20 protein-coding genes and 1 riboswitch are annotated in these 18,571 nt (G+C 68.4%); of the genes, 10 read left to right on the top strand and 10 right to left on the bottom strand.

All coding sequences use genetic code 11. The features are described from left to right. Positions 1 to 5: 5 nt before the first annotated feature. The gene (locus J7I89_RS00455) at positions 6 to 1,085 is read left to right on the top strand and encodes a glycosyltransferase family 4 protein (RefSeq protein ID WP_214966437.1); all 1,080 of its coding nucleotides are present in this window, start codon (positions 6 to 8) and stop codon (positions 1,083 to 1,085) included. Positions 1,086 to 1,123: 38 nt separating this feature from the next. Further along, positions 1,124 to 2,377, top strand: coding sequence for a DNA glycosylase AlkZ-like family protein (locus tag J7I89_RS00450; protein ID WP_214966436.1), 1,254 nt, complete (start codon positions 1,124 to 1,126; stop codon positions 2,375 to 2,377). A gap of 20 nt (positions 2,378 to 2,397) precedes the next feature. Here the strand turns inward: J7I89_RS00450 and J7I89_RS00445 are convergent, their stop codons facing one another. After that, positions 2,398 to 2,955, bottom strand: coding sequence for a nucleoside deaminase (locus J7I89_RS00445; protein ID WP_214966435.1), 558 nt, complete (start codon positions 2,953 to 2,955; stop codon positions 2,398 to 2,400). 70 nt (positions 2,956 to 3,025) lie between these two features. Here J7I89_RS00445 and J7I89_RS00440 point away from each other — a divergent pair, with 70 nt between their 5' ends. The 4 genes from J7I89_RS00440 (at position 3,026) to J7I89_RS00425 (ending at position 5,822) form a co-directional block, all read left to right on the top strand. Further along, a complete protein-coding gene (locus tag J7I89_RS00440; protein ID WP_214966433.1) occupies positions 3,026 to 3,880 on the top strand; it encodes a phosphatase PAP2 family protein in 855 nt (284 codons plus the stop codon). A 12-nt stretch (positions 3,881 to 3,892) separates the two neighbouring features. After that, positions 3,893 to 4,528, top strand: coding sequence for a uracil phosphoribosyltransferase (gene upp / locus J7I89_RS00435; protein ID WP_214966432.1), 636 nt, complete (start codon positions 3,893 to 3,895; stop codon positions 4,526 to 4,528). A gap of 148 nt (positions 4,529 to 4,676) precedes the next feature. Continuing rightward, on the top strand, positions 4,677 to 5,051 hold the full coding sequence (locus J7I89_RS00430; protein WP_214966431.1) for a glyoxalase superfamily protein: 375 nt from the start codon (positions 4,677 to 4,679) through the stop codon (positions 5,049 to 5,051). A 90-nt stretch (positions 5,052 to 5,141) separates the two neighbouring features. Then, positions 5,142 to 5,822, top strand: coding sequence for an HAD-IA family hydrolase (locus J7I89_RS00425; RefSeq protein WP_214966430.1), 681 nt, complete (start codon positions 5,142 to 5,144; stop codon positions 5,820 to 5,822). Between the two features lie 58 nt (positions 5,823 to 5,880). Here J7I89_RS00425 and J7I89_RS24885 read toward each other — a convergent pair whose 3' ends face one another. From J7I89_RS24885 to J7I89_RS00395, 8 genes are all read right to left on the bottom strand, one after another. Next, positions 5,881 to 6,261 (bottom strand): hypothetical protein, encoded by a 381-nt coding sequence (locus J7I89_RS24885; RefSeq protein WP_251044719.1) that lies wholly within the window; start codon positions 6,259 to 6,261, stop codon positions 5,881 to 5,883. Positions 6,262 to 6,290: 29 nt separating this feature from the next. Then, positions 6,291 to 6,932: a hypothetical protein gene (locus J7I89_RS24880; protein WP_251044718.1), complete on the bottom strand. Its 642-nt coding sequence runs from the start codon at positions 6,930 to 6,932 to the stop codon at positions 6,291 to 6,293. Positions 6,933 to 6,982: 50 nt separating this feature from the next. After that, positions 6,983 to 7,810 (bottom strand): glycosyltransferase family 39 protein, encoded by an 828-nt coding sequence (locus J7I89_RS24875; protein WP_251044717.1) that lies wholly within the window; start codon positions 7,808 to 7,810, stop codon positions 6,983 to 6,985. A gap of 6 nt (positions 7,811 to 7,816) precedes the next feature. Then, complete coding sequence (locus J7I89_RS00415; RefSeq protein ID WP_214966429.1) at positions 7,817 to 9,886, bottom strand: glycosyltransferase family 39 protein; 2,070 nt, start codon at positions 9,884 to 9,886, stop codon at positions 7,817 to 7,819. Further along, complete coding sequence (locus tag J7I89_RS00410) at positions 9,887 to 11,287, bottom strand: bifunctional glycosyltransferase family 2/GtrA family protein (protein ID WP_214966428.1); 1,401 nt, start codon at positions 11,285 to 11,287, stop codon at positions 9,887 to 9,889. Positions 11,288 to 11,531: 244 nt separating this feature from the next. After that, the gene (locus J7I89_RS00405; protein WP_214966427.1) at positions 11,532 to 12,323 is read right to left on the bottom strand and encodes a hypothetical protein; all 792 of its coding nucleotides are present in this window, start codon (positions 12,321 to 12,323) and stop codon (positions 11,532 to 11,534) included. 5 nt (positions 12,324 to 12,328) lie between these two features. Beyond that, a riboswitch (cyclic di-AMP (ydaO/yuaA leader) is annotated at positions 12,329 to 12,482 on the bottom strand. Between the two features lie 104 nt (positions 12,483 to 12,586). Further along, positions 12,587 to 14,185, bottom strand: coding sequence for an ATP-binding protein (locus J7I89_RS00400; RefSeq protein ID WP_214966426.1), 1,599 nt, complete (start codon positions 14,183 to 14,185; stop codon positions 12,587 to 12,589). Positions 14,186 to 14,188: 3 nt separating this feature from the next. Continuing rightward, on the bottom strand, positions 14,189 to 14,929 hold the full coding sequence (locus J7I89_RS00395) for a response regulator transcription factor (RefSeq protein ID WP_056630944.1): 741 nt from the start codon (positions 14,927 to 14,929) through the stop codon (positions 14,189 to 14,191). A 200-nt stretch (positions 14,930 to 15,129) separates the two neighbouring features. Here J7I89_RS00395 and J7I89_RS00390 point away from each other — a divergent pair, with 200 nt between their 5' ends. Then, complete coding sequence (locus J7I89_RS00390) at positions 15,130 to 15,972, top strand: hypothetical protein (RefSeq protein ID WP_251044716.1); 843 nt, start codon at positions 15,130 to 15,132, stop codon at positions 15,970 to 15,972. A gap of 127 nt (positions 15,973 to 16,099) precedes the next feature. Here the strand turns inward: J7I89_RS00390 and J7I89_RS00385 are convergent, their stop codons facing one another. Beyond that, positions 16,100 to 16,429, bottom strand: a complete 330-nt coding sequence (locus J7I89_RS00385; protein ID WP_214966425.1) for a hypothetical protein — start codon at positions 16,427 to 16,429, stop codon at positions 16,100 to 16,102. Between the two features lie 153 nt (positions 16,430 to 16,582). Here J7I89_RS00385 and J7I89_RS00380 point away from each other — a divergent pair, with 153 nt between their 5' ends. The 3 genes from J7I89_RS00380 to J7I89_RS00370 all read left to right on the top strand — a co-directional run bounded on the left by J7I89_RS00380 (position 16,583) and on the right by J7I89_RS00370 (position 18,507). Then, positions 16,583 to 17,455, top strand: a complete 873-nt coding sequence (locus tag J7I89_RS00380) for a winged helix-turn-helix domain-containing protein (protein ID WP_214966424.1) — start codon at positions 16,583 to 16,585, stop codon at positions 17,453 to 17,455. A gap of 215 nt (positions 17,456 to 17,670) precedes the next feature. Continuing rightward, positions 17,671 to 17,874 carry a dodecin family protein gene (locus J7I89_RS00375; protein WP_214966423.1) on the top strand — a complete coding sequence of 68 codons (204 nt, stop codon included), beginning with the start codon at positions 17,671 to 17,673 and terminating at the stop codon, positions 17,872 to 17,874. A 105-nt stretch (positions 17,875 to 17,979) separates the two neighbouring features. Further along, the gene (locus J7I89_RS00370) at positions 17,980 to 18,507 is read left to right on the top strand and encodes a histidine phosphatase family protein (RefSeq protein ID WP_214966422.1); all 528 of its coding nucleotides are present in this window, start codon (positions 17,980 to 17,982) and stop codon (positions 18,505 to 18,507) included. Positions 18,508 to 18,571: the final 64 nt, after the last annotated feature.

Genomic DNA, 18,571 nt, shown 5'->3' with positions numbered 1-18,571 from the left:
GGCTCATGGAATCTCCCCTGCCGGCCGTCCGGCTGCTTGTTCCCGGCAATATCCGCCACAACTCCGGCGGCAACGTCTACAACGCTTCGCTGGTGCAGGGCTTACGCCGGCTGGGCGTCAGCGTTGCCATGGAATCGGTCGACGGCACCTGGCCCGTGGGCAGCAGTGAAGAACGACGGCGGCTGGCTGGTTTGCTCGGGTCGGGAACCGGGACCCCGGAACAGGGAGCCGGCGGGACGGTCACGATCGTCGACGGGCTGGTCGCCTCCGGCGCGCCCGAGGCGATGGAAGCGGCCGCCGCCGAAGGGCAGCGGCCGTGGGTTCTGCTGCACATGCCGCTGCTGGACCATCCGGAACTGGAAATCCGCGCCCTCGCCGCGGCAGCCGGCGTGATCTGCACGAGCGGATCTGCCGCGGCGGAGGTCATCCGCCGCCACGGCCTGGCCCAGGTCCACGTGGCGCTGCCCGGAACCAACCACGCCGAACTGGCCAAGGGTTCGGAACCGCCGCACCTGATCTCCGTGGCCGCGCTGTTGCCGAACAAAGACCAACTCATCCTGCTCGGCGCCCTGGCCCAGGTCACGGACCTCCCGTGGACGGCAGCGCTGATCGGTTCTGACGAGGCGGACCGCGATTACGCCCGGGACGTCCGGGCGGCATTGGAGGAGTACGGGCTGGAGGGCCGCGTGCGTCTCGCCGGCGAACTGACAGGGCAGGCGCTGGAAGAGGAATGGCATGCAGCGAACATTAGCCTGCTCGTCTCCAAGGTCGAGGCTTTCGGCATGGTGGTCACCGAATCTCTGGCACATGGCATTCCGGTGGTCGTCCGGAGCGGAACGGGCGCCGTGGAGGCACTGAAGCTGGGTGCGCCGGCAGGTGACGAATCCACGCTGCCGGGGGCCGCCGTCGTCCTTGACCGGGACCCGGCGCCGCTCGCAGCAACCCTGCGAGCCTGGCTCGCCACCCCGGAGTTACGGGCGCAATGGCGCCAGGCCGCGCTCACCGGCAGGGACCTGCTGCCCGAGTGGGACGCGACCGCACGGTGGGTGCTCGACACTATCGGCGGAGGCACGCCGCGGGACTGACCATTCCTCGGACCGGCATGCTGGTGGACAATGAGCGCATGACTATCCACGTCTCGTCCTCAGGAAGCATCGACGCAGCTGGACTCAATACGGCACGCCTCAGCGCTGAGGAGCTGACGCCGGAGCTGCTCCGCGCCTGGGCCTGGCACAGGCAGGGACTGGACGGCACGCTCGCCGGTGCCACGTCGGAAGAAGTGCTCGCCCGGGCAGGCTGGGCGAGGTCGGTGGGCGGTGCCAACCCTTACCTCACCCTGTTCGCCCGGGCGGGGATCCGGCGCGACCAGGTGGACCAGGACGTCCTTGACCTGAGGATCCACGAGCTTCCCACAGCGCGCGGCTGCACGTACGTCCTGGGCCGTGAGGACTTTGCCTGGGCCCTGAGCCTGGGCAAGAACGCGGAAGAATCCTTCAGGGTGCTGGGCAGGCTGGGCGTGGACAGGGGCGAGATGACGCTGCTCGAAGAGCAGATCCTGCACGTGCTCTCCGAGGCTGAAGGCCCGATGGATCCCAAACAGCTCAAGGACGAGCTGGGCGAATCGGTCCGGAACCTCGGGGAGGAGGGCAAGAAGAAGGGCGTGGCCACCACCCTGCCGACGGCCCTGGGGCTGCTTCAGGCAGACGGCCGGATCCGCCGGGTCCCCGTCAACGGGCGCCTGGACCAGCAGCGCTACGCCTACACCCTCTGGGAGCCGCCGCCCGGCAAGCTCGGCCCGGAGGATGCCCGGACCGAACTGATCGGCCGCTACTTGGGCTGGACGGGCGGCGCCACCCTCAGACAGTCCCAATGGTTCACCGGCTTCACCGTGGCCCACAGCAAAGCCGCGCTGGCCGACGTCGGAGCCGTGGAACAGCCCACCGCCGGCGGCGACGTGCTCTGGATGCTGCCCGACGACGTCGAAAGCCTCGCTGCGTTTGCGCCGCCAGAAGAGGAACAGATCCAGTTGCTGGCCGGGACCGATTCGCTGGTCCTGCAGCGGCGGAACTCCGCCGACCTGTTCGCGGAGGAGGACAGGGACAAGAAGGTGCTGAACTCCACCCTTGCGCTGCAGGCCGATCTGCCGGACCATCCGATTCTTGACCGCGGCAGGATCATCGGGCTGTGGCAGTACGATCCCGGCAGGGCGAGGATCGCGTACTGGCTCTTCCATGGCCCCACTCCCGCCGCGAAGCAACGCATCGCCGAGGTGGAGGACTGGATCCGCGAGGACCTGGGCGACTTCCGTTCCTTCAGCCTGGATTCGGTGGCATCCCGCCAGGAGCGGATCGACGCGCTGGATGCCGCCAACGTCTAAGCCACCGGCTAATTCAGCGGTTAAGCCACCGGGGAGGGATCCCCGGATCCGTCCGCCGGCTGCGGCCGCCCGGCTGCGGTGCTTCGATGCGCGGCGAAAAACTCCCGCAGCAGCGCACCGCATTCCTCTTCCTGCACGCCGGCGTAGACCTCCACCCAGTGGTTGAGGCGGCGCTCGCGGAGGATATCGAAGACGGATCCGGCCGCGCCGGCTTTCTCGTCCCAGGCCCCGAACACCACGCGGTGGATCCGCGCCAGCACGATGGCCCCGGCGCACATGGCGCACGGCTCCAGCGTCACCACCAGCGTGCAGTCCTCGAGCCGCCAGCCGTCGCCGCGCCCGCCGTCGAGGACGGAACGCTCGCGGAGCCGGGCCGCCGCCTCGCGGATGGCCACCATTTCGGCGTGTGCAGTGGGGTCCCCGTGGGCCTCCCGCTCGTTGCGTCCGGAACCGAGCACGGTTCCGTCGGGACCGATCACGACGGCGCCGATGGGCACGTCCTCGGTGGCCAGCGCCCGCCGGGCTTCTTCGAGGGCAAGGCCCATCCATCTCAGGTGTTGCGGATCAGCCGGTCCCATGGGTCAATGATAGTTTCTAAGGATACTTAGCTTTGGATAGCCCAACCGCCGGGCGAGAACGGGAGAGAAGATGAAATCCCTGATCGGTCGATACGGCCGGTGGCTGGGACCCTATGCGGCACTGTGGATCACGCTCGTCTTCGGCGGCTTCCTGGTGATCGCACTGGCCCTGCTTGGCGCCGAGGTGTATCAGAGCGTGGTGGCCCAGGACGGCGTCGCCGGCCTCGACCGGCCGGCGCTGGAAATGGCCAAACAATATCGAAATCCCGGCCTGGATGCGGCCGTGACGGCTTTCACCAACATAGGCGGCGGCATCGGCATGCCCATTTTGGCGAGCATCCTCGTTGCACGGCTGATCTATGTCAGCCGCAGCTGGCGGCCCCTCATCCTGGTCGGCGGCGCGGCCGCGGTCTCCATCACGGCCACGACCGTGAGCAAGACGCTGCTGGGCCGGGTCCGCCCGGACCACATCGACGCCGTGCCGCCGTTCGAGTTTTCGCCGTCGTTCCCCAGCGGCCACACGCTCAACACCACGGTGGTGATCGGCGTGGTGGTGTACCTGATGTGCCTCCAGGCTGACAGGACCTGGATTCGGATTTCCGTCATCACTGCAGGCGCCGTGTTCATCATCGCCATGGGCCTCAGCAGGGTGTTCCTTGGCCACCACTGGATGACGGATGTGATCGCGGCGTGGCTGCTCGGGCTCGCGTGGCTCGGCATGGTCATCCTCGCCCACCGGCTCTTCCATGTCATCCGGCGGAGGGAGCATGCAGGCCCGGCGCCGACGTTCGAGCACCCTGCCCACCTGACCGCCAAGGAACCGCACCACAGGGTGGAAGCGCAGGACTCTGACACCCCGCGCCAGGAGGCTCCGGGTACCGGCGGCAGCCATGGAAGCCGAGGAGGGGACCCTGCCTCCGGATGATAGTTTTGACGCATGCGCACACTCGTCGTGGACCATCCTCTGGTCGCCCACAAACTCACCGTCCTGCGGGATAAGAACACCCCGTCGCCGGTTTTCCGCCAGCTGACCGAGGAACTCGTCACTCTCCTCGCCTATGAAGCCACCCGCGACGTCCGCACCCAGCCGGTCACCATCGAGACGCCGATATCCACGACGGTCGGCACCGCCTTCACCAAGCCCACCCCGCTGGTGGTTCCCATCCTCCGCGCCGGCCTCGGCATGCTCGAAGGAATGACCAAGCTGGTTCCCACCGCCGAGGTCGGCTTCCTGGGCATGGCCCGGGACGAGGAGACCCTGGACATCATCACTTACGCGGAGCGCCTGCCGGAGAACCTGACGGACCGGCAGATCTTCGTCCTTGACCCCATGCTGGCCACCGGCGGCACCCTGCGCGAGGCCATCAAGTTCCTGTTCAAGCGTGGCGCCTCGGATGTCACCTGCATCTGCCTGCTGGCCGCCCCGGAAGGACTGGCCAAGCTCGAGGAAGAGCTCTCGGACGCCAACGTCACCATCGTCCTGGCTTCCATCGACGAGAAGCTGAACGAGAAGTCCTACATTGTGCCCGGCCTGGGTGACGCCGGAGACCGCCTGTACGGCATCGTCGGCTGACGCCCGGCTGACGCCCGGCGGGCATGCCGCCGGCGGGCGCGCTGCAGGTGGGCGCCCGGGCCCTTAGACCGGTGCCCCGCGCCGAACCTCTGACTGTAGTGCGGTCCTGCTCTTCCGGATGCCGGTGTCCCCGGCTAGCCTGTGCACCATGGACTGGAAACTCGAACTTGTGTTTGTCCCTGTGTCCGACGTGGACCGCGCCAAGGACTTCTACGTGAACAAGGTGGGCTTCAACGCCGACTACGACGAGCGGCCCATGGACGGCATCCGCTTCGTCCAGCTCACCCCGCCGGGGTCCGGCTGCTCGATTGCCATCGGCGAGGGCCTCAACGACGCCCCTCCCGGCACGGCGCCAAGCCTCCAGCTGGTGGTCAGCGATATCCACGCCGCCCACGACCAGCTCAAGGCCAACGGCGTGGACGTCAGCGACGTCGACGTCCAGGCCTGGGGGCACTTCGTCTATTTCGCCGATCCCGACGGCAACAAGTGGGCCGTGCAGTACATCCCCCGGCCCCCGAGCTAAGCCCGCAACGGCCAAATCCTAAACGGCCAAGCCCTCAACGGCCAAGTCACAGACAGCCGGGGTTGGTGCGTCGTGATGCAGGATGGATGCATGAACCTTCCTGCCGATTCCTTCGCCGCAACCCTGACTGCCCGCGCCGTCCTGTTCGACATGGACGGCACCCTGGTGGATTCCACAGCGGTTGTGGAACAGGTGTGGGGTGAGTTTGCCGCGCGCTACGGCCTGGATATCACCGAGATTCTGCGAACCTCCCACGGCGTCCAGGCCGGCGACACGGTGCGGCGTTTCGCCCCGGCCGGCGCGGATGTCGTGGCACTCACCGCTGAACTCGGCGCGATGGAGCGGGTATGGACGGAGGGCATCGTCGCACTGCCCGGGGCCGCTGATCTGCTTCGCAGCCTGCCCGGGGACGCGGTGGCACTCGTGACGTCCGCCGACCGGATCCTGGCGGACATCCGCATGGACGCGGCGGGCCTGCCCATGCCGGCCACGGCCGTCACGGCCGACCTTGTCACCCGGGGCAAACCGCATCCGGAGGGATACCTGCGCGCCGCCGAACTGCTTGGCGTGCAACCCGAAGAGGCCGTGGTCTTCGAGGACGCTCCCGCCGGCATCGCGGCCGGCGTGGCTGCCGGCATCCGCACCGTGGCCGTTGGCCCGAACACCGGTGTGCTTCCCGACGGCGTACTCCACATCCCGGACTACTCCGCGGTCTCGGCCTCGGTGGAGGCCGACGCGGACGGCCGCCGGGTCATTTCCTTCCTGCTGTAACGCGCCTCCGGCAGCCTGCCTGCTGGTAGGTGCAGGCCAGTAGTGCCCGCACTGCCAGTCAGGACAGGTCATAGACTATCGCGCCGCCCACGGTCCGGGCCTGGAAGTTTGCCGCCACCCAGTCCGAGATCCTGGCGGCAGCGTCCGAGCCCGTTTCGCCCTGCATCATGCTCCCGCCAATGAAGTAATGGATCTTGCCGTCGGCCACCAGTTGCTGGAACTGCTCCAGCGTGGGGGCAGGATCCGTCCCGTTGAAGCCACCCACGGCCATCACCGGAAGTTCGGTGGCCAGCTGGTAGCCCGCCGCGTTGTTGGAACCCACGACGGCGGCGGCCCAGGTGAAGCTTCCGGCGTCCGCCTGCAGGGCGGCCACCAGTGCGGACGACGGCGTGCTGGTGCCCAGAAGCCCGCCCATCCCGCCGCCCCGGGGGCCCGTCAAGCCGCCAGTTCCCCTCAAACCAGGTCCCCTCAGGCCAGGACCGCCCGGATTGCCCCGCGCTCCGCCAGTGCGGCGAGGACCGCCGCGACGGTGAGTGCCGCCGTCGTGCGTTGCAGCGCTTTCCTGACCTGCGCGATTCCGGATGATGCCGTTCCGGATTGGGCCGTCCCCGCAACTGCGGCTCCGTACCGCGTGTCCGGGACGCGTGCCGCCAGCAGCAGGACCGCCGCTGCGAGCGCAGCGATCAGCACGGCCCAGCGCAGCCACGGGAGGTAGGCCGGAGACCTGCCCAGCAGATGGAAGGCCATGCTGCCCGCGGCCGCCACGGCAGCGGGCAGCGGCAGCGCGGCGGCGGGACGGGCACGGCGTTGCCACAGCAGGATCCCGCCCAGGCCGGCCAGGCCCGCGATGCCGGGCGCCAGCGCCACCATGTAGTAGGGATGGATGATGCCGGCCATGAAGCTGAAGGTAAGGCCGGTGACCAGCACCCACAGGCCCCAGATGACCACGGACGCTCGGACAGCGTCCGTTCGCGGCGCCTGCCTGCCGACCCACAGCAGGGCGCAGGCCAGGATCAAGACGGACGGCAGGAGCCATGCGATCTGGCCGCCGAACTCGCTGTTGAACAGCCGCAGCAGCCCGGGAGTTCCCCAACCGTTGCCGCCGCCCACGCTGCCGGTCTCTTCACCGTTGAGCCGGCCCAGGCCGTTGTAGCCCAGCGTCAGTTCCAGGATGGAGTTGGTCTGCGAGCCGCCGACGTACGGCCGGTTTTCCGCGGGGATGAGCTCGACGGCCGCCAGCCGGCGGCCACCACCATGGCGGCGCCCGCGGCGGCAAGGCGCAGCACCCGCTTGCCGAGGCCGGCGGGGGCGGCGAGCAGGTAGGCGGCGGCCAGGCCCGGCACCACCAGCAGGACCTGGAGCTGCTTGGTGAGGAACCCGAAGCCCAGCAGCACGCCGGCGAGCAAGAGCCAGCGGACGCGCGCATCCTGGATGGCGCGCAGCACGCCGTAAGCGGCCGCCGTCATGAGCAGCACCAGCAGGGCATCGGGGTTGTTGAAGCGGAACATCAGGACCGCCGCCGGGGTGAGCGCCATCACGGCGCCCGCCAGCAGGCCGCCGCAGTGGGCCAGCCGCTCATTGCCGGTGGCGGGGGCTGCGGCACGGCGCACGGCGAGGTACACGAGCCATACCGTGGCCACGCCCATGAGCGCCTGCGGCACCAGGATGCTCCAGGAGTTCAGCCCGAAGAGGCGCACGGAGAGGCCCGTGATCCAGAGTGCGGCCGGCGGTTTGTCCACCGTGATGGCGTTCGCGGCGTCGGACGAGCCGAAGAACCACGCCGTCCAGTCCTGCGACCCCGCCTGGGCCGCCGCCGAGTAGAAGGCATTGGCCCAGCCTGACGCGCCCAGGTTCCACAGGTAGAGGACGGCCGTTCCCAGGAGGAGCGCGGCGAGTTCCAGCCGAGCCCGCAACGGGACCTGGTTCCTGGCCGCGGCGCGCGGGACGGCCCTGCCGCGAGGGGTGCGGCGCGGAATGGTGTTGGTCATGCTTGCCTACTCGGTCAGCTTGTACACGGTGGAATTGCCCACGGTCTGGGCCTCGAAGTTGGCGGCCACCCACGCGGCCACCTCGGAGTTTCCTCCGCGGGGGCCACCACCGCCCATGCCCCCGCCCATGCCCCCGCCGGAGATGAAGTAGCCGATCTCGCCGTTGGCCACCATCTCCTGGAACTGAGCCAGGGTGGGGTAGGGGTCGCCGCCGTTCCAGCCGCCCAGGGCAATCACGTTGGTGCCCGTGGCCAGTTCCAGGCTCGCGGCCTGGCTGGCGCCCGAGACGATCCCGGACCATTTCGCCGTGCTGGACTTCAGCAGCGAGGCGAGTTCGGATCCCGACGGGGCGGCGCCGCCGGCCTGGCCGTCCGTGCCGTCCGCCCCGCCGGTGCCGACCCCGCCGGTGCCGACCCCGTCGGTGCCGGCCCTGCCGGTCTGCCCGCCCGGGCCGCCCATGGCGGACGCTGTGGGGCCCGACGTCGGGATGGAACCGGAATGGGGCTGGGCGGCGGTCGCGAAGGTCCAGGCCGTGCTGCCGAGCCCGCCGGCGAGCAGCGAAACCACCACCACGGCGGCCGCTGCCGCCCGCCGGAACCGTGCCGGAACGGCGTGGTGGCTATCGAGCCGGAGCAGCAGCGCCGCTGCGGCCAGCACGCCCAAGACGACGACGGCAATCCTGATCCACGGCAGCCAGGAGGCATCCCGGCCCAGGAGCACGGCGGACCAGACCGAGCCGGCCAGGACGGTGGCGGCCAGCACGATCCGCGCCGGCCAGTACCCGCGCCCGCGCCACAGCTCCACCGAGCCGATGCCCGTCAGGGCGGCGATGGCAGGGGCTAGGGCGACGGCATAGTAGGGGTGGACCGTGCCGCCCATGAAGCTCAGGATCCCCGCGGTGACCAGCAGCCAGCCGCCCCACAGCATCAGGGCTGCCCGGGTGCGTGACGTGCGGGCTTCGCGGCGGGTGAACCAGAGGCCAGCAGCGAGCAGGATCAGGGCCGAGGGAAGTAGCCAGGACACTTCGCCGCCAAAGCTGGCGCCGAACATCCTGGTGATACCGGCCGCCCCGCCGAAGCCCACGTTGCCGCCCATGCCGCCGCCGGGTGCGCCGCCGCCTGAACCCGTGATGCGGCCCAGCCCGTTGTAGCCGAACGTGAGCTCCAGGAAGCTGTTGTTTTCCGAGCCGGCCATGTACGGGCGTTCCGAGGCCGGCGTGAGCTGGAACAGGGCAATGTAGCTGCCTGCCACCAGCACAATTCCGCCGGCCGCTGCCAGCAGGTGCAGGATTCGCCGGCCGAGCGTGGTGGGCGCGGCCCAGAGATAGGCGAGCGCGAGGCCCGGCACGATCAGGAACCCCTGGAGCATCTTGGTCAGGAAGGCCAGCCCGATCACGGCACCGGCCGCGGCCAGCCATTTCCAGCCCGCCTTTTCAATGGCTCGGGTGGTGAGATAGGCGGCGAGCACCAGGCAAAGCGTAAGCAGGGCATCAGGGTTGTTGAACCGGAACATCAGGGCGGCCACCGGAGTCAGCGCGAGCAGGGCTCCGGCGAGCAGCCCTGCGGCGGGACCGGACACCCGCTTCACCGTCAGGTACAGAAGTCCGACGGAGGCCACGCCCATGAGCGCCTGGGGAACCAGCATGCTGAGCGGCGAGAATCCGAAGATCCGCCCCGCGATGCCGGGAATCCACAGGGCCGCCGGGGGCTTGTCCACCGTGATCGCGTTGCCTGCGTCCAGGGAGCCGAACAGCAGTGCCATCCAGTCCTTGGTGCCCGCCTGGACGGCCGCGGCGTAGAAGGAGTTGGCGTATCCGGTGGCTTCGAGGTTCCACAGATACAGGACGCCCGAGATCGCCAGCAGCAGCGCCGCCGAAGGCCGGACCCAGCGCGGCTGGTTGCCTGTCACCAGGGCGCGGAGGCGTGAATCCGGAGCCGGGGTACCCGAGGCGGCAGGCCCTGAAGAGCGCCGTCCGGAGCCGTTGCTTCCGGTGTCCGTGCTTCCGGCGTCCGCTGTGCCGGTGTGCTTGATGCCGTCCGCGGGGGCGGCCGGGGTGTGGCTGGCGGTGGTGGTCATTTACTTCGCCTCTTCTGTGCAGGGCTCGGAATCTGTGGCGGCAGGCGCCGGTTCTGGCGGCGACTGCCGCCGCCGGAACACCCACAGCCTGAACAGCAGGAACTTCACGCCAGTTGCCGCGAGGTTGGCCGCCGTGACGGTCACCAGCTCAAGCCAGCGGTCCGGCGTCGTGCTTTCATGGACAAAGGCGAGCGCCCCGGACGTGAGGGCCAGCCCGATCCCGAAGACCAGCAGCCCTTCAAAGTGGTGTCGGGCAGCATCGCTGCTGCCGGCAATGCCGAAGGTGAATCGCCGGTTTGCGGCGGTGTTGGCCACGGCCGTGGTGAGCAGGGCCAGGAGGTTGGCGAGCTGCGGGTCCATCACGTTGCGGCACAGGTAGAAGAGCAGCAGATAAGCCAGCGTGGATGCCACGCCGATTGTCCCGAAACGCACCAGCTGGCCGAACAGGCTGCCGCCCGGGCTCTGCTCCTGGCTGCGGGACGCCGCGGGCAGGGGGCCGCGGGCCAGCGCCGCCCGGAGTTCCGCCACGGGGATGCGTCCGGACACCATGTCCTTGCTGAGTCGGGCCATGCCGCGGACATCGGCCAGGGCCGTCTGGACAATGTCCACGCTGGAGTTGGGGTCGTCGGTCCAGTCCACCGGGACCTCATGGACGCGAAGGCCGCATTTCTCGGCGAGGACCAGGAGCTCGGTGTCGAAGAACCACGCGTTGTCCACCGTGTGGGGGAGGATCTGCTGGGCGATGTCCGCACGGATGGCTTTGAAGCCGCACTGGGCGTCGCTGAAGTGCGCGCCCATCAGGGACTGGAGCAGGAAGTTGTAGCTGCGGGAGATGAACTCGCGCTTGGGTCCGCGGATCACCCGGGAATTGCGGGTCAGCCGGGTGCCGATGGCGAGGTCGGAGTGGCCGGAGATCAGCGGCGCCAGGAGGGGGCCCAGGGCGGCCAGATCGGTGGAGAGGTCCACGTCCATGTAGGCCAGGACGGGCGACGGCGAGGCCAGCCACACCTTCCGGAGGGCGTTGCCGCGGCCTTTTTCGTCGAGGTGCACCACGGACACTTCACGGAGCTCGCGGGCCACGCGCTCGGCGGCCTTGAGCGTGCCGTCCGTGCTTGCGTTATCTGCCACGGTAATGCGGAAGGTGTGCGGGAAGGCATCGCGGAGGTAGGCGTGCAGCCGGCGCAGGCATTCCTCCAGGTCACGTTCCGCGTTGTAGACCGGGATGGTCACGTCCAGCACGGGGACAGCGGCGGCGGTGTCGATGGGTGAACGCCGCGGGTGCCTCGTCAGCATGCGGGCAGGGCCGGGTCCGGACGCCGGAGCGGCGTGGTCGGGAGCATGCGGCTGGAGGTGCAGCGGAGGGTGCGGCTGGGATCCGGAGGCCTGATCGGTGAGGGTCATGCTTCAACTGTGGAGGCGCCCCATAAGAGGGTTTTAGGTCGAAGCTGTGCAGCGGCTGTGGAACTCTCAGCCGTTCGCCAAAAACGGCCTATATCGCTCGCCGGATGCTGCATTTCTGCACCACTTTCCGGGCTGCTCGGAGTTGCAGGAACGCCGAAGGGCCCCGGATCACGCGGATCCGGGGCCCTTCGTCGACGTCAAAGCGGTGCAGAAATGCACGCCGTCAGTTGCCGAGCAGCTGGGATTAGTACCAGTTGTTGGCGAGGTGGAAGTTCAGCGCGCCGCAAGGGGAGCCGTAGCGTTCCTTGACGTAGTCCAGGCCCCAGTTGATCTGCGTCCGGTAGTTGGTGCGGAAGTCCGCCCCATGGCTCGCCATCTTCTCGGCGGGCAGGGACTGCACTACGCCGTAGGCGCCGCTGCTCGCGTTGGTGGCGGTGGTGCGCCATTCGGACTCCTTGGTCCAAAGGGTCTGCAGGCACTGCATCTGGTCCGCGGCCCAGCCGAAGGAAGCGAGCTTGCTCGCCGCATAGGCCTGCGCGCCGGCGGGGTCATTCACAGCGACGACGGCTGCGGGCTTGGGAGCCGGAGCAGCCGGGGCAACCTTGGCGGCCGGGGCGGCAGCAGCCTTGGCCGGCGCGGGGGCTGCCTTGGGGGCGGCTGCCTTCGCGGTTGCCTTGGGCGCGGCCGGCTTGGCAATTGACTGCGGAGCCACCGCGGCTGCGGTCGGAGCGGGCAGCGCAGCGATGAGGGTCTTGTCGAAGTTCAGCGTCGGTGCCTCGCCAGACGTGGCGGAGGCCGCTTCGGAACTGGCCGCCGGCGCTGCGTGTTCGGCTGCCTGGCTTGCCGCGCCGACGCCGATGAGCACGGCACAGGCGGTGGTCACCACGGCAGCGCGGCGGCCGAACGACGGGATGCCCGCGGTCAGCCGGCCCCAGGGAGTTGCCGGTGCAGCTGGCTCGGCGCGGTGGCGGGAAAGTTTCTGCCGGGACTGCTTGGGGGCGCGATCAGGGCGCGCCTGATCCTTGTAATCAGACATGGTGGATTGCCTCTCAACACCTGCGGAGTTAGCTGTCGGATTCGGATGAGGTCATCCGGCCGCACGGAAAATTCACGTGTCGGCTTCACCCCAAGGGCTGATGCGGAAAGCCCGGGACTCTGGTTCCCCCGCCTCTGCCTGAACTAGCGGAATCCGGGAAGCGGCAGAGCTGGGCGTCCATCCGGATGTGCGGCCCTAATGGTGCCTGCACCCTATCGACGGTACAGGAGGCTCACCCTTAAGTCACATTTAGGTAACGGAGGTCACGACGACGGCGCGTCGGCTTGCGCAGGCAGGCGGACGGCGAATTCGGTCCGGCCGGGCCGCGAGGTGACTTCCACGGTGCCGCCGTGGGTTTGCACGATCGACTGCACAATGGCCAGTCCCAGGCCGCTGGTTCCCTCTGCCGAGGCAGTCCCTGCGGCCCCCGGTTCCGAAGCTGCCCCCGGCCCGGGATGTCCGGCGGAGCCGGGTTGTCCGCCGGAGCCGGCCGGCGAGAGGACCGCGTGCGCCGGCGTGGCGCGTGCCGCGTCTGCGCGGGCGAAGCGTGCGAAGACCCGGTCCACGAACTCCGGGGGGATGCCCGCGCCGTCGTCCGTCACGGTGACCACGGCGCTGCCGTCGGCAGACCTCATTACGCCGGTCACCACCGTGGTTCCCGGTCCGGTGTGCTTGCGCGCGTTGGACAGCAGGTTGGCCAGCACCTGGTGCAGCTGCGAAGCGTCGCCGCGGACCACCACCGGTTCCTCGGGAAGATCGAGGTGCCAGATGCGGTCCGGCGCCATGACTTTTTCGTCGCTCACGGTCTCGATCACGAGCTGCGTGAGGTCCACGTCGCTGAGCTTGAGCGGCTGGCCCTCGTCCAGCCGGGCGAGCAGCAGGAGATCCTCCACCAGCGTTGTCATCCGCTCGGACTGGCTTTGGACACGGGCCAGGGACCGTTGGCCGTCGGGAGTGAACTTCTCGGTCATGCGTATCAGCTCGGTGTAGCCGCGGATGGCCGTGAGCGGGGTGCGGAGCTCGTGCGAGGCATCGGCCACGAACTGGCGGACCTTCATTTCGCTCTCCTGGCGCGCCTCCAGCGCATTGGACACGTTGTCCAGCATCTGGTTGAGGGCGTGGCCCACGCTGCCCACTTCCGTTCCGGGATGGGCGTTCGACGGCGGGACGCGGACGGCGAGTGCCACTTCACCGGCGTCCAGCGGCAGGCGCGAAACCTGCGTGGCCACCTCCGAGAGCTGCTCCAGCGGCTTCATGGTGCGGCGGATGAGTACCGTGCCGGCGAGGCCGATCAGGACGATGCCGCCCAGCGACACGATGGTGATGGTCCAGACCAGGGAGGTCAGGGTGTTCTGCTTGTCGGCGAGGGGCAGCCCGGTCACCATGACGTCGCCATAGGGCGTCTGGGCGGCGACCAGCCGGTAAGCCCCGGTGGACAGGGTGCGGTCAACGGGGACGCCGTCGCGGCGCAGGCCCAGGAGAACCTGGTCGTCCGCCGCCGACAGTGCTTTGCGGGTGGCATCGGAGGCCAGGAATCCTGCGCTGACCTGCCCGGCCTGGATCCTGGCCGCCAGGGTGCCCACCCGCTGGCCCCGGCCTTCGAGGGGATCGGGCTTGTTGCCCGTGGCGCCGGGCGGGGGACGGCCAAAATCGCGGGCCCTGTCAGCGGCCCCGGTGAGTTGCTCGTCGAGCTGGCGGGTCAGGAATGAGTCCATGCTGGCGTAGCTGAACAGGCCGATCGCAGCGCAGATGGCCACGAGCAGCGCCATGGCCACGAGGACAAGACGGGTGCGGAGATGCCAGGTGCCGGGCTTCAGCCAGCTGCGGCGCTGGGTCCGGGCGGCTCCGGAAAGATTCGCCACGGCCTAGTCTGCCGGTTTGATGACGTAGCCCGCACCGCGGACCGTATGGATCATGGGCGGGTGCACGGCATCCACCTTCTTGCGCAGGTACGAGATGTACAGCTCAACGATGTTGGCCTGGCCGCCGAAGTCGTAGTTCCACACCCGGTCCAGGATCTGGGCCTTGCTGACCACCCGCTTGGGGTTCTCCATGAGGTACCGCAGGAGCTCGAACTGGGTCGCGGTGAGCTGCAGTTCATCCCCGGCGCGGGTGACTTCGCGGGTGTCCAGGTTCAGAACCAGGTCCCCCACCACCAGTTCGGCGGAGTCCATTGCGGCCACGCCCGAGCGTTGCACCAGCCGGTGCAGGCGCAGCAGGACTTCCTCCATGCTGAAGGGTTTGGTCACGTAGTCGTCGCCGCCGGCGGCGAGGCCCACGATGCGGTCCTGCACGGCGTCCTTGGCTGTCAGGAACAGCGCCGGAACCTCCGGCGCGAAGGCGCGGATCCTGCCGAGCAGCTCAACGCCGTCGAAACCGGGGAGCATCACGTCCAGCACGAGGACGTCTGGACGGAATTCCTTGGCGAGCTTGACGGCTTCGGGGCCGTCAGCGGCCACGGCAACGGACCAGCCTGCCATGCGCAGGCCCATGCTCATCAGTTCGGACAGGCTGGGTTCGTCGTCAACCACCAGGGCGCGGATGGGTGAGCCGTCCGGGTGGGTGAGCTGGGGAAGGTTGTTGGTCATGGAGTGCGAAGTGGCCATGGGACAACTCTCCGTTCCGGGGTTTAGCCGGCGCTTTGGTGTTCCTGTGCGCCGGCTGTGAATCCAAGCCTAGCGAGCTGGGCGGCGCAGCGTGGGGATTTCTCGGGTCACAGGCATGCCTCTTGCCCTGCACAGGCCAGACACAGGAAGGGTTCCCAGTCTGGAATGGACAAGTTCCGCAACGCCAAAAGGAGATAACAATGAGCGGACAGCACCCACCTGTTCCGGAAACCACGCCCCTGCCTCCGACTGCCCGCCCGGGCGCCGCGTGGGGCGCCCAGCCGTCGGCTTCTTCAACCTCAGCTTCTCCAGGTGCGTCGTCAAGCACCGCCGTGTACGAACTGCCGGCCGAACAGCCATCCGGCGGGGGAGCGGGCTGGGGCGCGCCGGCCCCGGCCGGAAGAGCTGGCGGTGCGGCGGCTAACCCGAAACCGTGGACCATGAAGCGCGGGCTCGTGGCCGCCGGCGCAGCCACCATCCTGGCGGCCGGGGCGGGCGTTGGCGCCTACAGTCTGGGCAGCAATGCGGCGGCGGCCGACGGAATCGCGGCAGCCGGTGGCGCGGGCCAGGGCGGCCTGGCACCGGGTGGAATGCCGCAGGACGGAATGACCCAGGACGGCGGCGGGGCGCTCGGCGGACCGCGCACGGTGCCCGGCCAGGGCGGCGACTTCGCGCCGGGCGGGCTCGGCGGCATGGGCAGCGGGATCTCGTCGGCTGTCCACTCCGAGTACGTCATCGAGGAGAACGGCCAGTACGTCACAAAGGTGGCGCAACTGGGCACCGTCACGGACGTCTCCTCCGGCTCGGTCACGGTCAAGAGCGCAGACGGGTTCACCCGGTCCTACACGCTGGGCGACGCCACAGCCGTGACTAACCAGCAGCTAAGGCGCCAGCAGTCATCTGCGAGCGGGTTGACCGTGGCGGACATCGCCGCCGGGGCCACCGTGAGGATCGTCGCAGCCAGGGACGGTTCGGCCTTCGCCGCGGAAAGCGTGCAGTTGATCGCCGCCGTGCAGGCCGGGCAGACGGGCCAGACCAGCTGAGGGCGCGCCGGCTGATCCCGGCCGAGGGCGCCCAGGTCCGCCAGCCTGGGCACGGCCCGGACCGCGTGCAGCCGTTTGACCAGTGCCTGCGCGCATGCATGGCCCAAAATCTTCCGTCCGAATGGCGTCATAGCTGGACAACCGGGGATTTGCGGGGCCGGAATTCCCGCATATGAAATGTTGCTGAATATTTGACGAAATAAAGGGGTTCTGGCGAATATGATTCGAAAAATGGCGCTTTCCGACCGATCGGTCTGGAAAAAGATCGGGAAAATTCAGCCTTGTAGAATTGTGACTTGCCCCACAAAGACGCGTTTCGTCTCACGATGCGGACGATGCGGCCCATTGTTACTTGCAAGTTTTCATTGTTACGTTGCACACTTTCAATTGTGAACAAGAACTCAACAGCACCTGCAGCCGCAGAATATTGGCCCAGCACACCCGCTGCTGCCGACATGCGCTGTTGTCGAATGCACGCCTAACTTTCTACCCCACAAAGTTTTTAGGCATTCGCCCCCAGCCCAGCGTCGGGCGCCCCTCCCCAGGACTCATTGCGGGGAACCAAGCATTCGAGCCGCGATGACGGCCATTCACATTGAGGTAAGCATTCATGTCAGTTGCATCTGGATACGTCCACATCTCCGTCCGTAACGCCAACAAGGCCGGCCAGACGTCGGGCCTGCGCCAGGGATTCGGCCCCCGTCCGGCCTTCCCGCCGGCGGGCCAGGGGAACAACTTTCCCGCCCCCGGCTACGCACCCCAGGGCTACAACCCCAATTCTTACGGCCAGTTGCGTGCCGTGCCGGCTGAGGAAGCCGCTCCGCTGACCGCGCCGACGCCCGTCGTTGCCCCGGCCGCCGGCGCCTCCGTCCGGCCCGTGCCAAACGACAACGTGGCCCGCGGATTCGTCCTCTACATGGGGATCGACGAGGAAACCGCGGCAGCTGCCGGCACCTCCATCGCCAAGCTCGCCCAGGAGATCCGGGCGTACGCCCAGTCGCTCGTTTCCGGTGCCGAGAGCTATGCGGCCGTCGCCGTGGCGCCGGCCAGCGCCCCGGGTTCCGCGCTCGACGTCGTCCGTTCCACGTTCGGCGACCCGACCGTCAACACCCGGCAGCGCACCGAGGCCGCGCGCCTGCAGCCGGCACAGGACCCCCGTCCGTCCGGCGTGCTGATCGACCTCGCCCGCCGCGAAGTGCACCTCGACGGCGAATCCCTGAACCTGACGTTCAAGGAGTTCGAGCTCCTCAACTACCTCGTGGAGAACGGCACCCGCACCGTGGGCCGTGATGAACTCCTCGAGGGCCTGTGGCGGAACGCCGAAGAGGTGCCGAATGAGCGCACCATCGACGTCCACATCCGCCGCCTCCGCTCCAAGCTGGGACGCCTCGCCAACACCGTGCGTACCGTCCGCGGCCAAGGCTACCGGTTCTACGAGCACCCCGAAGTCGTTGTCTGGGCCGCGCCGGAGTACTCGATCTAGCCTTTTCCGTAAACGCCAAAGCGTCCGTCCCTGCTGGGGCGGGCGCTTTCGCTTTCGCGGGGCGCCTGCACTACAGCGCCCTCTCCTGGGACTGTCGTTCTTGGGCTCCGGGTCCTTCGGCGAGGGCCTCTCCGCGGGTGGGTTTGTTGGGGCTCTGTTGACTTTTCTTGGTGCGGCGTAGGCTCTGATCGTTGATTCGACTAGCAGGAGGAGCCATGTCCGTTGCACGCATCACCACGCTGAGCGCCAACTCCAAAACCTCTTTTGACGACGCCATCAAAGAGGGCATTGCCCGGGCCAACAAGACCCTGCGCGGCGTTTCCGGTGCCTGGGTCAAGGAACAGAAAGTCGAAATCGCCGACGGCTCCGTCGTCGCCTGGCATGTTGTGCTGGAGGTGACCTTCGTCCTGGACGACTGACCCGCACCGTCCAGCCCTGGCTTGCCCGACTGGGTCGCAGGTCGCGTCGTTCTCGAGCCTCAAAAGGACACGTGCTGCTACCTAGTTGGGTAGTAGGGTGAGTCCATGAGCGCGCACCACAAGAGGCGTCTGGTGATCATGCGCCACGCCAAGTCCGACTGGCCCGGAGGCGTGGCGGACCATGACCGTCCCCTGGAAGAGCGCGGCCACCGCGAGGCACCGTTGGCGGGCAAGTGGCTGCTCAAACACAACATCGTCCCGGACTTCATCCTCTGCTCGAGCGCCCTGCGGACCCGGCAGACCTGCACCTGGGTGTGCAGCGAGCTCGGCGACAAAGCGCCGACGCCGAAGCTTGAGGACGGGCTGTACGCCGCCTCCGCGCTCCGCATGCTCGCGGTCATCAACCACGTTCCGGATACCGTGACCACCCTCATGGTGATCTCCCACATGCCCGGAGTGCAGGACCTGGCCATGCACCTGGCGTCCCGCGATTCCAAGCACGACGCCTATATGGACGCGGCAACACGGTTCCCCACCAGCGGGCTGACCGTCCTCGAGACGGAGAAATCCTGGGCGGAGCTCGACGGGCAGGACGCCCGCCTCATGCATTTCAAGGTCCCCCGCGCCCACTAGCACGAACACCGCCGGTATTGCCCGGCTGCGCACGGGTACCCTTGATCTCAGCGTCGTCTAGTGG

This window comes from Arthrobacter sp. ISL-5 (assembly GCF_018613835.1).
Taxonomy (GTDB): Bacteria; Actinomycetota; Actinomycetes; order Actinomycetales; family Micrococcaceae; genus Arthrobacter.
Note: the sequence above shows the minus strand (reverse complement) of the source record. Positions and strands in the feature narration are given on the sequence as shown.